Genomic DNA, 13,017 nt, shown 5'->3' on the forward strand with positions numbered 1-13,017 from the left:
CGGGGCATGAAGGACAAATGCCTCCGCGTCCCGGTCTCCTCGTCGACAACACGCTGCGGCTGGCCGCCGAGGGCTACGGCTGGCTGCCCAACCTCCGCCGCCGGGAAGGGACGGAAACCGTCCAGACCCGGCTGCTCGGGCAGCGGGCGGTGGGGCTGTGCGGCCCGGACGCGGCCCGGTTCTTCTACGACGAGGCGCACATCCGGCGGCACGGAGCGATCCCCGGGCCGGTGCAGGACACCCTCTTCGGTCGGCGTGCGGTGCACACCCTCGACGGTGCCGACCACCGGCACCGCAAGGCGATCTTCACGTCGCTGCTCACCGCCGACGCGATCGCCACCCTCCAGCGGTACGCCGGCACGGCCTGGGACGAGACTGTCGACCGCTGGCCCCCCTGGCAGCCGGTCGTACTCTTCGACGAGGTCAGCCGGGTCCTCGCCCGAGCCGTCTGCCAGTGGGTGGGAGTGCCGCTGGCCGAGCCGGACGTCGCCACGGTGGCCGCCGACATGGTGGCGCTGGTGGACGGCTTCGGCACCCTCGGGCCCCGGCACTGGCGTGCCCGGCAGGCACGGGGCCGACGGGAACGCTGGCTGGCCGAGCTGGTCGAGCAGGTCCGGCAGGGACGGCGGGTCGTCGACGCCGGATCGGCCTTCGACGTGATCGCCCGCTACCGGGACGCCGACGGCGAGCCGCTCGATCCCCGGCTCGCGGCGGTGGAGATCCTCAACCTGGTCCGGCCGACGGTCGCGGTCTGCTGGTTCGTCAGCTTCGCGGCACACGCTCTGCACCGCTGGCCGGAACTCCGGGCCCGGCTCCGTTCCGGCAGTGCCGACTACGTCACGGCGTTCGGGCACGAGGTCCGCCGCTTCTATCCGTTCGCGCCGTTCCTCGCCGGCCACGCGGTACGGGACCTCGCCTGGCGGGACCTGCCCATTCCGGCCGGCTCGATGGTCCTGCTCGACCTGTACGGCCAGAACCACCTCCCGGAGCTGTGGCCGGACCCGTACGTCTTCGACCCGGAGCGGTTCCTCGGTCGGGAGATCGGCGCGTTCGAGCTGGTGCCGCAGGGTGGCGGTGATCCGCGTACCGGCCATCGCTGTCCAGGCGAGACGACGACCGTGGCGCTGCTGGCCACGCTCAGCGGGCGGCTGGCCGACCTGGACTACCAGGTTCCGGAGCAGGATCTCGGGATCTCGCTGCGCCGGGTACCGACCCGGCCGCGCAGCGGCTTCGTCCTCGTCCGGGGGTGACCGCCACGTTCGGCCGGCCCGGGAAGGCGCCGGCCGGATAGGCGTCGGGGTTGCCGGCGGTCGGAGGTCGCCCTGACGGCGGCGCCTGGGGCACCCCGTTTGGCGGCCACTGTCGGGGGAAGCCAGGCGTCCGGGACGGCGCCGGCTGCGGCGCCTCGTCGGCGGAACTGGGAGGTTTGAGATGGCTGATCGGGACGAACTTCATGACCTGCGCCAACGCGCTCACGAGGCAGGTATCCAGGGCAGCTCGAAGATGAGTGAGCAGCAGCTCCGGGAGGCGTTGAAGAAGATGGGCAAGGGGGCCGAACCGATGGTCGCCAAGCGGGAGGCCAAGGGCTACCTGTAGCCGAACCGGAGGTACGGCCCGAGCGGGGATCTGCTGCGGGCCGTACCTGGGTGCGTTCAGGCTCAGGAGCGGGCACGGCCGGTCGGCCAGCTGGCCCGGACCAGGGCGGGCAGTTCCCGGCGGTGCCGGGCCAGCAGGATTCCGGCCAGCACCGCGTACGCGAACGCGACGCCGTACCGGACCGCCTGGGTGGGCACGGCGAACTGCACCGCGAAGAGCAGGAACAGCAGCGCCGCCTCGATCCGGGAGATCCGCAGGTCGGCCAGGACGGCGACGCCGAGCAGGGTCTGCGCGGTGGTCAGGTAGAGCTCCTCGGTCTGCCGCGCGTCGAGTGCCAGCCCGGCGAACTCACCGCCGCCGAGATAGAAGGCGATCGGCAGGCAGGCGATCAGCAGGGTCCACTGGTTGAGTTTCGCCGCCAGCAGCGCGCCGAGCCCGTCGTCGGCCCGGCCGCGCAGCGCGAAGGCGATCGCCACGATCACCTCCGGTGCTTCGGAGGCGACCGGGGCGAGCCACTGTACGAGCAGGAACTCGTCGATGCCGAGCGCCGTACCGGCCTCGACGAGGGACTTGCCGAACGGCTCGGCCGCGCTGAGGATCACCACCGCCGCCGTACCGAAGAGCGCGGCGACGGTCAGCCGGCGGCGTCTCTTCGGTGCTCTGGCGAGGGTGGCGGCCACCCCGACCAGCGCCTCCTCGGCGTGCTCGGTACGCCCGATCCGGGAGAGGTAGAGCGCGAACAGGGCGCCCAGGACGATGCTGTCGTACCAGGCCAGCCGGCCGGTCAACGGGATCACCAGGGCGTAGACGGTGGCCATCAGCAGATAGATCGTCTCGGTCCGGCGGTGCGCGGAGAGGCTCACGCCGTTACGGTCGCCGGATTGCCCGCGTCGGCGTACCGCCCAGATGGCGGCGAAGACCAGCAGCGGCCAGGCGACCCCGATCAGCAGCCGGTTGGCCCCGGTCATGTTCGCCAGGGCGAACGCCGCGAATTCGGGATCGGAGCCGGCGGCGAAGGCGAAGTAGATGTCGATCGCGTACTCCGGAAGTACCGCCACCAGGGCGAGCAGGGCGAGCGCCAGGCTCCCGGGCAGGTCGACCCGGGCCACCTCGGAGGCCCACATCAGCAGGGCGACCGCCGACAGCACCGCCACCCCGAAGACCGCCATTCCGGCGATCGCCGGTAGGTGGACGCCGGCCAGCCGCATCACCACGGCCGGGAGGGCCGCCAGCACGGCGAGGCCGACCCGGGTCGCCACGCCCCGGGCGGACACCGTGACATCGAGTCCCACCCGCACGTCGCCACCCCCGCCTGGCATCGAGCCTGCCGGACCGGGGCGGACGGTAGGGGCGGAATCGCCGAGATGGCTCGGCCCGGCGCCGCCGGCGAGCAGCCCTCCCGACCGGCGACGCGGCCGGAGGGGATGATCTCCGGACCGATACGGTCAGGGACCGGCCCTGCTCGGGGCCGGTCCCTGACGGGCGTACCGGTTTCAGGAGGCCGTCACCACTGGAGTTGGGACACGTCCTCGACGGTGGCGCCGGCCGGCGGGGCGAACGCCGTCCTGTCGACCTTCTCGGAGTACTTCACCAGCTCGATCGCGGCCTGCTCACCGCTGTCCGTCCGGCCAGCGAACGAGGCCAGTACGCCGGACTCGGTGACACAGACCGTGAGCTTGTCGAGGGTCCCCTCGGTGCCGCCCTGCGGGTCGCTGACCCCGGTGACGTCGGCGCAGAGCGTGTCCTGCCCGGCGATCTCCCGCTCCGTCGTCCGTACGTCGGTGTTCGGCACGATCGCGGCGGCGGCGACCAGGCCGAGCGCCAGCTCCGGGGTGACGAAGCCGGGGCCGGCGACCGCGGCGACCATCCCGGCTTCCGGGGTCGTCGCGGCGGTGGTGTTCGCGCTCTTCTGGCACTCGTCGCCGGAGCAGATGATCATGTGCTCCGGTGTGAAGATGAGCCGGCCGTCCGGGGTGCTCAGCGCCGAGTTGGGCGGCTGCTGGGTGAGGGTGACGGTCTCGGTCTCCCGCTGGCCGGCCTCCTCCCCGACGATCTTGTATTCGGCGGTGAAGGTGAGCTGGGCGGACTTCCCCAGCCGGTCGGCGAAGTTTCCCAGCGTGTTGGCCGTGTCGACCGCGTTCTGGACCGTGTTGATGACGCCACAGCCGGCGCCGAACAGGACGAGGACCGAGAGGGCGACGAGGCGCCCGGCGAGGTGGCTACGAGGCGAGGTCATGCCAAGAACTGTGTGGCCGCCGGTGACCGCCGGCCACGGTCCGCGACCGCAACGGCACGAATTCGGGAGATCGCCGCCCGCCGCCGCCCGGCCCCGCCCGCGCCGCGCTGCCCGTGGGGTACGTTGAGAGCCTCAGTCGCCGCGACCGGAGGAGGTGGGACCGATTTCCGTGTCGATCGGCCGGGTGCTCCCATCCCGCGGCTCGGCGGCCTCGTCGGGGCACGTCGGGTCGCGATAGCCGGGAGAACGCCGGCAGGCGTTCCGAAAGGCTGTACGTGTCAACACCCACCTCCACTCCCGCCTCCACACCGGACCGCGCGGAGGTCGTCCGTCGGCTCCGGGCGGCCGGCTGTGTCTTCGCCGAGGGCGAGGCCGAACTCCTGAGTACCGCCGCGCGGAGCCGGGCCGAACTGCTGGCCATGGTCGAGCGGCGGGTCTCCGGCCTGCCGCTGGAACACATCGTCGGCTGGGTCGACTTCTGCGGCTTGCGGGTCGCCGTCGACCCGGGAGTCTTCGTGCCGCGCCGCCGCACCGAACTGCTGGTCCGCCGGGCCGCCGCGCTGGCCCGGCCGGGCGCGACGGTGCTGGACCTGGCGTGCGGCTCCGGCGCGATCGGGCTGGCGGTCGCGGCGCTGGTCGACGATGTCGTGCTGTACGCGGTGGACATCGAACCGGCCGCCGTCCGGTGCGCCCGGCGCAACCTCGCCCCGCTCGGCGGCCGGGTGTACGCCGGGGACCTGTACCAGCCGCTTCCGCCCCGGCTGCGCGGCCGGATCGACGTACTGGTGGCGAATGTGCCGTACGTGCCCAGCGAGGCGGTCGAACTGCTGCCGCCGGAGGCACGGCTGCACGAGCCGCTGGTGGCGCTGGACGGCGGCCTCGACGGCCTCGACGTGCTGCGCCGGGTGGCCGCCGGAGCCCGGGACTGGCTCGTCCCCGGCGGCCACCTGCTGCTGGAGACCAGCCTGGAGCAGGCGGAGATCGCCATGGCCGTGTTCGACCGGGCCGGCCTCGCCCCGGCGGTGGTCACCGACGACGAGCTGCCGGCGACCGTGGTGGTCGGCAGCCGCTGACCGCCCCGATCAGCCGACCGAGGCTGCCGGCTCCGGCTCGGCCTTCGGTTCTGGCTCGGCCTCCGCCTCGGCCAGGATGTCGGCGATCGTCGTCGCGTCCCCGGTGGTGTGCGCGGCGAGCAACTCGGCGAAGCGTTCCGCCGGCATCACCCGGACGCCGAGGCTGGTGGCCTTCTCCGCCTTGCTGCCCGCGCCCTCGCCGACCACCACCAGATCGGTCCGCTTGGAGACCGAGCCGGACGACTTGCCGCCGAGCCGTTCGACCGCCTCGTTGCCCTCGTTGCGGGTCAGTCCCGGCACGGAACCGGTGACCACGACCGTCATCGGGGTGCCGTCCGGCCGGCGCAGCGGTAGCGCGGTCGCGGTCGGGACAGCCACGTCGCCGTCGCCGTCGGTGGTCGCGGCCTGGCCGGGAACGCCCGGCTCGGTCATGTTGACCCCGCGGGCGGCGAGCTTCTCGACGACCGGGGCCAGCTCGACCAGCTCCGCCGCGATGGTGACGGCCCGCTCCGGTCCCACCCCCTCGACCTCCTGCAGGTCGGTGACGGAGGCGGCGAGCAGCGCCTCCATGGTGCCGAAGTGCCGGGCGAGCCGGCGGGACATCGACCGGCCGGTCATCCGTACGCCGAGGCCGGTGAGCACCCGGGAGAGCGGCTGGCGCTTCGACGCCTCGATGTTGGCCACGAGTTTGCGAGCCGAGGTCTCGCCCAGCCGCTCCAGGGTGGCCAGCGTGCCGGGGTCGAGGTCGTAGAGGTCGGCCGGGTCGGTGACCATGCCGGCGCTGACCAGCAAGTCGATGATCTTGCTGCCCAGCCCCTCGATGTCCATCGAGTCCCGGGCGGCGTAGTAGGAGAGCGACTCGCGGGCGCCACAGGCCCGGCCCTGGGTACAGCGCCAGCGCTTCTGCGAGCGGTCGATCTCGCCGTCGCAGCGCGGGCACCGGGTCGGCGGCTCGTACGCCGTGGAGTCCGCCGGCCGCTCGTCGAGCTTGGCGCCGGTGATCTCGGGGATCACGTCACCGGCCCGCCGGACGAAGACGGTGTCGCCGGCCCGGACGTTGCGCCGGACCAGGTCGTCGAAGTTGTGCAGGGTGGCCGAGGTGACCGTCACCCCACCCACCTGCACCGGTGCCAGTACGGCGACCGGGGTGATCACGCCGGTCCGGCCGACCTGCACCTCGATCGAGAGCAGTGTGGTGGTGCGGGTGTCGGCGGGGAACTTGTAGGCGATGCCCCAGCGGGGTGCCCGGGTGCCCGACCCGGCCAGCTCGCGGTCGGCCGGGTGGTCGGCCTTGATCACCGCACCGTCGATGCCGAAGCCCAGCTCGCCCCGGCGGGCGTAGAGCGACTCCACCACGGCGAGCACCTCCTCGATGGTGGTGCAGAGCGGCATCCCGGCCGGCGAACCGGCGGTGGTGGCGACGCCGAGGCTCTCGACGTACGCCATGGTGGCCGAGTGCGGGCGGGGTTCGGGCGCCCCGTCGGCCTCGTCGAGGCCGTGCACCGCGTAGGCGAGGAAGGAGAGCGGCGCATCGTACGCCCGGTCCTGGGCCCGCAGCGTGCCCGCGGCGGCGCTGCGCGGATGCGCGAAGGCCGGCTCACCGTGCCCGGTGCGCATCTCCTGGGCCTTGGCGAAGTCCTCGTCGGTCATGTAGACCTCGCCGCGGATCTCCACGGTCAGCGGCTCGCCGAGCTGCTCCGGCAGGCCGGCCGCCCGCCGGGCCTGCGGCGTCACGTCCTCGCCGGCCAGCCCGTCGCCCCGGGTGGCGACCTGGGTGAGCCGGCCGTCCACGTAGCGGGCGGCGATGGCCAGGCCGTCGATCTTGGGCTCCACGGTGTAGCCGGCGGCGGGACGGCCGAGCAGCTTGTCGAGCCGGGCCGCCCAGCGGGCCAGTTCCTCCTCGCCGAAGACGTTGTCGAGGCTGAGCATCGGGACGCTGTGCACGACGTCGCCGACCAGCCCGGCGCCGGCCGCCACCAGTTCGCTGGGCGAGTCGTCGGTCTTCCAGCCCGGCTGGGCGGCCTCGGTCGCGACGACCCGGGCCATCAGCGCGTCGTAGGTCGCGTCGTCCATCGCCAGGTCCGCGCCGTTGTAGTAGGCGGCCGCGGCCGAGCGGATCTCGGCGATCGCCGCCTCGTAGGCCGGGCGGTCCGGGAACGGCTCGGCGAGCGCGGCGTCCACCACCGGGTCCACCGGATCGACGACCGGCTCGACCGGACCGGCCCCGCCCGGCTGCTCAGGCCGATCGTCGGTCGCCGTCCCCACTGCCTCGTATGCCACGAAGTCCCCCTCCCGTCAGGCCCGCACGCTCGGCGTTCAGCCTAGAGACCGGGTACGACGAAGCGCCGCCCCAGTCCCGCCGGACTCCAGACAACCGCCGGATGGGCCCGGCGCCGGCACCTAGGCTGACCTCATGGCCGAGCCGACGCGCAGTCGGGGGGACGAGCCGGGCGTACCCGGGCCGGACGGCGCCCGGAGTACGCAGTACACGCAGGGCCGGGCCGCTGGCGAGACGCCCTGGTCGCAGGGGGGCCCGCTCAGCTCGTCGCGTTCGCAGCGCAGCCAGAGCGTCGGCACGGTGATCATCGCGGGTCTGGCCAACCTGGCGGTGGCGGTGGCGAAGGCGATCGCCGGGGTGGTCTCCGGCTCGGCGGCGGTGCTCGCCGAGGCGGCCCACTCGGTCGCCGACACCACGACAGAGCTGCTGCTCTTCATCGCGCTGCGCCGGGGCGCCCGGCCACCGACCACGCAGTACCCGTTCGGGTACGGCCGGGAGAGCTATCTCTGGGCGTTCGTCGCCGCCGTGGTCACCTTCGTCATCGGTGCCGGGTTCTCCATCTTCCAGGGAGTGGAGGCGATCCAGGAGCGGCACGAGGATCTGGACCCCACGGTCGCGTACGTGGTGCTGGTGGTCTCCTTCGTGGCCGAGGGCATCTCGCTGACCCGGTCGGTCCGGCAGTTGCGCCGCCGGGCGGCCCGCTGGCGCCTCCCCTGGCTGCGGGTGGCCCGGCGTACCCCGAACACCACGATCAAGGCGGTGCTGCTGGAGGACAGCGCGGCGCTGATCGGGCTGCTCCTGGCGGGGATCGGGGTGGGGCTGTCGGAGTTGACCGGCAGCCCGGTGTGGGACGGCATCGCCTCGATCGCGATCGGCGTGCTGTTGCTGGTGGTGGCCATCACCCTGGCGCACAACAACATCGCGCTGCTGGTCGGCCGGGCGGCCCAGGAGGCGGTACGCGCGGAGATCGCGCAGGAGTTGGCGGCGGTGCCGGACCTGCGTGGCGTGGACCGGTTGATGACGCTGCAACTCGGCCCGGAGGACATCCTGGTGGCGGTGAAGGTCAACTTCGCCGACGACGCCAGCCGGGCGGAGATCGAGGTCGCCGCCGACGAGGCGGAACGGCGGCTGATCGCGCGTAACCCGGCGATCCGGTACGTCTTCCTCGACCCGACCCGCCGCGCGAAGTGACCGGCCGGTCCGGGCCCGGCCCTCCGGGCGGAAGCGGTCCGGGGCGGAGTCGGTCCGGGATGGACCGGATGGAGTGGTTCGGGGCGGAAGTATTGACAGCTTTCGACGGCGGGCTCAAGCTGGTGGAGGAGAGAGAGCGCTCTCTCACACCTCGAACGAGGGCAGACCACCACCAGTCTGGCCAGCGACCTCCGACGCCTTCGGCGGCGGCGCCGGAACCCTCGCTGGCCGCTCACCAGCTAGGAGTGCCCACATGGAAAGGGCCGCACCCCTGCACGCGCTGCGCCGCCGGCTGAGAATCGTGACGCTGTTCGGCGCCCTGCTCGCCCTGCTCGGCGGCTACGCCGTGATCGAGCGGGCGGAGCCGGCCGAGGCCCGGGTCGTCCGGGTCGCCGAGTTCCTGGCCGACTGTCCGTACAGCCACCGGCTGCCGGACGACCCGATCATCTTCCCGGGCCTGCCCGGCGCCTCGCACATGCACAGCTTCTTCGGCGCGACCACCACCAACGCCCACACCAACCTGGCCGACCTGCTGAACTCCGACACCACCTGCAACCCCCGGGTCGACGTCTCGTCCTACTGGGTACCCACCTTCTACGCCGACAACGTCCCGGTGGAACCGGCCATCGTCACGTTCTACTACCTCGGCGAGGGCGTCCGCAGCGACATCGTCGCCAACACCCAGCCCCTGCCGCTGGGCCTGCGGATCGTGGCCGGCAACGCCCGGGCCACCGCTCCGGACTCGACCACCATCTCCCGGTGGTCCTGCCTGCACGCCGGGCACGTCGGCGCGTCCAAGGACTTCGTCAACTGTCCTGCCGGGACGATGATCGAGTCGTACCTCGACTTCCCGCAGTGCTGGAACGGCCGCGACCTCGACTCGCCGGACCACAAGAGCCACATGGCGTACCCGGTCAACCAGGCCTGCCCGGCCAGCCACCCGGTGGCGGTGCCGAAGCTGCGCCAGGTGCTGCGCTATCCGGTCAACGGCGACCCGGCCCGGTTCCGGCTCGCCTCCGGCGGCGGTTTCACCATGCACGGTGACTTCTTCAACGCCTGGCCCGAGGCCGAGATGCTCCGCCGGGTCCGGGACTGCATCCGTCCCGTCATCAAGTGCGGTGCGGACGGCCGCCCGAGCTGATCGTGGGGCTCCGTGGGTGGATCCGGCTCCGGCCGGGTCCACCCGCCCAACAGGCGACCGGAGAAGGAGACCCGGAGATGAGGCCCACCGCCGTCGTACCGGCCGCCGCGCTGCTCGTCGCGGTGCTGCTGGCCGGCGGCTGCGCCGGCTCCGCCGCCGCACCACCGCCGGTTTCGGGTACGTCCACCGGCGCGGCGCCGGTCACCACCGGTCGACCGACCGGCCCGGCGGGTACGCCCGGCCCGTCCGGCCGGTTCAACGGCACCGACATCGCCTGGCTGCAACTCGCCGTCGCCATGCACGAACGGGTGCTGCCCCTGCTGGACCTGGTGCCGGCGCGCACCACCGACCCGGCCGTGCGCCAGCTCGCCGCCCGGGTCCGGGAGACCCACCGTGCCGACCTGGAACGGTCCCGGCGGCTACTCGACCGCTCCGGTGCGCCGAAGACCAACCCGCACGAGGGGCACGACATGCCCGGAATGGTCACCGCCGCCGAGTTGACCGCGCTCGGCGCGGTCCCGGAAGCCGAGTTCCGGCGCCTCTTCGGCCAGTACCTCCGGGCGCACCTGGAGCAGTCCGTCCGGGTCGCCGGCGCCGAGCAGCGCTCCGGCGCCGACCCCGACACCACCAGCCTGGCCGGGGCGATCGCCCGGACCGGCGCCGCCTACCTGACCCAGCTCGGCCAACTGCGGGGCTGAGGTCCCGGATCTCCGCCGGCCCGGGTACTCCGCGCGGAGGTGTTCGGACCGGTCGCGGTGGTCATCCCGTTCGACGACGAGACCGAGGCGCTGCGGCTGGCCGACGACACCCCGTACGGGCTCTCCGCCGTGCTCTTCACCCGGGACCTGGGCCGGGCACACCGGGGCGCCGCGCGGCTGCGGGCCGACGCCCCCTCCGGCCCCTCCGGCGCGGACCCGGTCAGCCGGTCCGGCGCCGGAACAGCACGACCGAGAGCGCGACCGACCCGGCGAGCAGGCCGGCGCACCAGGCCAGGGCGATCCACGGGCTGGCCCCGACCGGCGTACCCAGCAGCAGGCCGCGCAGCGACTCGATCACCGGGTTGAGCGGCTGGTGCTCGGCGATGCCCCGGGTCCAACTCGGCATGGAGTCGATCGGCACGAACGCGCTGCTCGGATAGGGCAGGAACATCACGAAGAAGGTGAAGCCGTTCGCCGCCTCCACCGACCGCACCAGCAGCCCGACGCTGTTCGGCGAAGCGGAGCTTGAGCCGGGCCGGACTGTCCTCCGCGACCACCCGCCCCGCGTCCAGTACGGCGATCCGGTCCGCGAGCCGGTCGGCCTCCTCCAGGTACTGCGTGGTGAGGAAGACCGTCACCCCGGACTCGGCCAGCCCGCCGATCACCTGCCAGAGCGCCTGCCGGCTGCGCGGGTCGAGCCCGGTGGTCGGCTCGTCGAGGAACATCACCGAGGGCCGGCCGACCAGTCCGGCGGCCAGGTCCAGCCGTCGTCGCATCCCGCCGGAGTAGGTGCCGACCCGGCGGCCGGCCGCGTCGGCGAGGTCGAACCCGTCGAGCAGCTCGCGGGCCCGCGCCCGGGCGCCCGCCGCGGAGAGGCCGGAGAGCCGGCCCATCATCCGGAGGTTCTCCTCGCCGGTCTGCAACTCGTCGATCGCCGCGTACTGCCCGGTCAGGCTGATACTGCGGCGTACCTGGTGGCGCTGCCGCAGTACGTCGAAACCGGCGACCCGGGCCTGTCCGGCGTCCGGCCGGACCAGGGTGGCCAGGATTCGTACCGTCGTCGTCTTGCCCGCCCCGTTGGGTCCGAGCAAGGCGAAGACGCTGCCCTCCGGTACCTGGAGGTCGATGCCGGTCACCACCTGCGCCGACCCGTACGCCTTCACCAAGCCGGCCGTCTCGATCGCCAATCCCGGTGCCATCGCACCCACTCCTCATCCCGGTACGGGCCGGTCGGGGTACCCGGTCAACGTGATTGCGTACAGGCTAAGCAAGCAGCTTGACTAGGCACAATAGCGACTCCTAACTGGGAATTGACTACGCTAGTGCACTAGTGCTCCGGTCTCGGGAGTCGAGCGGGGACCTGAGGTGCGCCGCCACGAAACGCCGGGCCGGCGGGTAGCCACCCGATACCCTCGGCACCGCCCGGTGCACTAGTACGCGAGGTAGTCGGCGACAGCGAGGAGCAGCGGTGGACCGTTCCGGAACAGAACCGCCGTACCGTCGGATCGTGGCCGAGATCCGGCGCCGCATCGCCGCCGGCGAACTGCGCCCGGGCGACCGGGTGCCGTCGACCCGGGGGATCACCGCCGAGTGGGGTGTAGCGATGGCCACCGCCACCAAGGTGCTGACCGTGCTCGGACAGGAGGGCCTGGTCCGGGCCGTACCCGGAGTCGGGACCGTGGTGGCGGCACCGGAACCTCCGCCGGCGCCCGGCCCCGCGCGGCGCCGGTCGGCCCGGGAGGCGGATCCCGGGCTGACCCGGGACCGGGTCGTCCAGGCCGCGATCGAGGTCGCCGACGCCGAGGGGTTCGCGGCGCTGTCGATGCGTCGGGTCGCGGCGCAGCTCGGGGTCGGCACCATGGCGCTCTACCGGTACGTGCCCAGCCGGGACGACCTCGTCCAGCTCATGGTCGAGGAGGTACTCGGCGAGATCGTCCTGCCGGAGCCGCCGCCCTCGGGTTGGCGGGACCGGCTGGAGGCGGTGACTCGGATGCAGTGGACCTCGTTCCGGCGGCACCCGTGGGTGCAGCAGACCATGTCGCTGACCCGGCCGATGCTCTCACCGAGGGGGATGGCGCACACCGACTGGACGATGAGCGCGGTGGACGGACTCGGGCTCGACCCGCCCACGATGTTCTATCTCTCGGTCGCGGTCGCCAGTTACGTGCACGGGATGGCGGCCAGCCTGGTCTGGGAGTCGGAGGCGGAGCACGAGACCGGGTTGACCGACGAGGAGTGGATGGCGAGCCAGGGGTCGGCGTTGGCCGCCATCTTCGCCTCCGGAGCCGTTCCGACGCTGGCCCGGATCGCCGAGGCAGAGTTCGAATTCGACATCGACAAGCTCTTCGAGTTCGGGCTGAGCCGGATGCTGGACGGGATTGCCGTCTTCATCGATGCCCCGCCCGGCGGCGTACCCCCGGCACCCGGGTGCCGATAGCGGCACCGGGTCGGCTCGGTTCCGGCAGCGCCACCGGGTCGGCACGTGACGGGTCCCGGCCGGACCGGGACCGGCCGGCGCGACGGCAGAGTCGCCGGAATCGAGAGTCCGATATTTCAGATTTGACCAGCAATTTTCCCCGAGGCCGGCCCCGATTTGGTGTTACCGGCCCGGCCGTGTAACTTTCTCTCCCGGCAGGGCACCGGGCAAGCCCGCGGAGCAACACCGCGGTGGCCGGCCTGCCGAACCCCGAACGATTGCGGCGGTAACTCGTCGCGTCCGTACGGGTGCACGACGGCTGGACGAAGCGTGACAAACCGGGAGACATCGGTTTGACGAGGCGGAAACAGTCGGGTAAGGTACAACA

General features: G+C 72.8%; 10 protein-coding genes and 2 pseudogenes. 8 read left to right on the forward strand and 4 right to left on the reverse strand.

The window, feature by feature from the left end; genetic code table 11:
• The first annotated feature begins 17 nt into the window (after positions 1-17).
• Together AAH979_RS35880 and AAH979_RS35885 are read left to right on the forward strand one after the other, a co-directional pair.
• Positions 18-1,250 carry a cytochrome P450 gene (locus AAH979_RS35880; protein ID WP_346262576.1) on the forward strand — a complete coding sequence of 411 codons (1,233 nt, stop codon included), beginning with the start codon at positions 18-20 and terminating at the stop codon, positions 1,248-1,250.
• Between the two features lie 181 nt (positions 1,251-1,431).
• Positions 1,432-1,596 (forward strand): hypothetical protein, encoded by a 165-nt coding sequence (locus AAH979_RS35885; RefSeq protein WP_346262577.1) that lies wholly within the window; start codon positions 1,432-1,434, stop codon positions 1,594-1,596.
• Positions 1,597-1,658: 62 nt separating this feature from the next.
• Here the strand turns inward: AAH979_RS35885 and AAH979_RS35890 are convergent, their stop codons facing one another.
• Both AAH979_RS35890 and AAH979_RS35895 read right to left on the reverse strand, forming a co-directional pair.
• Positions 1,659-2,894, reverse strand: a complete 1,236-nt coding sequence (locus AAH979_RS35890; RefSeq protein WP_346262578.1) for a sodium:proton exchanger — start codon at positions 2,892-2,894, stop codon at positions 1,659-1,661.
• A 206-nt stretch (positions 2,895-3,100) separates the two neighbouring features.
• Positions 3,101-3,832, reverse strand: a complete 732-nt coding sequence (locus AAH979_RS35895) for a hypothetical protein (RefSeq protein WP_346262579.1) — start codon at positions 3,830-3,832, stop codon at positions 3,101-3,103.
• Between the two features lie 275 nt (positions 3,833-4,107).
• Between AAH979_RS35895 and AAH979_RS35900 the strand changes: the two genes are divergently transcribed.
• Positions 4,108-4,905, forward strand: a complete 798-nt coding sequence (locus AAH979_RS35900) for a putative protein N(5)-glutamine methyltransferase (protein WP_346262580.1) — start codon at positions 4,108-4,110, stop codon at positions 4,903-4,905.
• Between the two features lie 9 nt (positions 4,906-4,914).
• On the opposite strand, the gene ligA is transcribed toward AAH979_RS35900, so the two are convergent.
• Positions 4,915-7,185, reverse strand: a complete 2,271-nt coding sequence (ligA, locus tag AAH979_RS35905) for an NAD-dependent DNA ligase LigA (RefSeq protein WP_346262581.1) — start codon at positions 7,183-7,185, stop codon at positions 4,915-4,917.
• A 133-nt stretch (positions 7,186-7,318) separates the two neighbouring features.
• Here ligA and AAH979_RS35910 point away from each other — a divergent pair, with 133 nt between their 5' ends.
• The 4 genes and pseudogenes from AAH979_RS35910 to AAH979_RS35925 form a co-directional block, all read left to right on the forward strand.
• Positions 7,319-8,374: a cation diffusion facilitator family transporter gene (locus tag AAH979_RS35910; protein ID WP_346262582.1), complete on the forward strand. Its 1,056-nt coding sequence runs from the start codon at positions 7,319-7,321 to the stop codon at positions 8,372-8,374.
• Between the two features lie 253 nt (positions 8,375-8,627).
• Positions 8,628-9,515 (forward strand): DUF1996 domain-containing protein, encoded by an 888-nt coding sequence (locus AAH979_RS35915; RefSeq protein ID WP_346262583.1) that lies wholly within the window; start codon positions 8,628-8,630, stop codon positions 9,513-9,515.
• 77 nt (positions 9,516-9,592) lie between these two features.
• The gene (locus AAH979_RS35920) at positions 9,593-10,213 is read left to right on the forward strand and encodes a DUF305 domain-containing protein (protein WP_346262584.1); all 621 of its coding nucleotides are present in this window, start codon (positions 9,593-9,595) and stop codon (positions 10,211-10,213) included.
• A gap of 12 nt (positions 10,214-10,225) precedes the next feature.
• Positions 10,226-10,399, forward strand: a pseudogene (locus tag AAH979_RS35925) (aldehyde dehydrogenase family protein); the annotation flags it as partial.
• Between the two features lie 332 nt (positions 10,400-10,731).
• On the opposite strand, the pseudogene AAH979_RS35930 reads toward AAH979_RS35925, so the two are convergent.
• Positions 10,732-11,412 (reverse strand): annotated as a pseudogene (locus tag AAH979_RS35930) (ATP-binding cassette domain-containing protein); the annotation flags it as partial.
• A 269-nt stretch (positions 11,413-11,681) separates the two neighbouring features.
• Between AAH979_RS35930 and AAH979_RS35935 the strand changes: the two are divergent.
• Entirely contained in the window at positions 11,682-12,650 is a 969-nt protein-coding gene (locus AAH979_RS35935; protein ID WP_346262585.1) for a TetR/AcrR family transcriptional regulator C-terminal domain-containing protein, read from the forward strand.
• Positions 12,651-13,017: the final 367 nt, after the last annotated feature.

The organism is Plantactinospora sp. ZYX-F-223 (assembly GCF_039649625.1).
GTDB lineage: Bacteria > Actinomycetota > Actinomycetes > Mycobacteriales > Micromonosporaceae > Plantactinospora.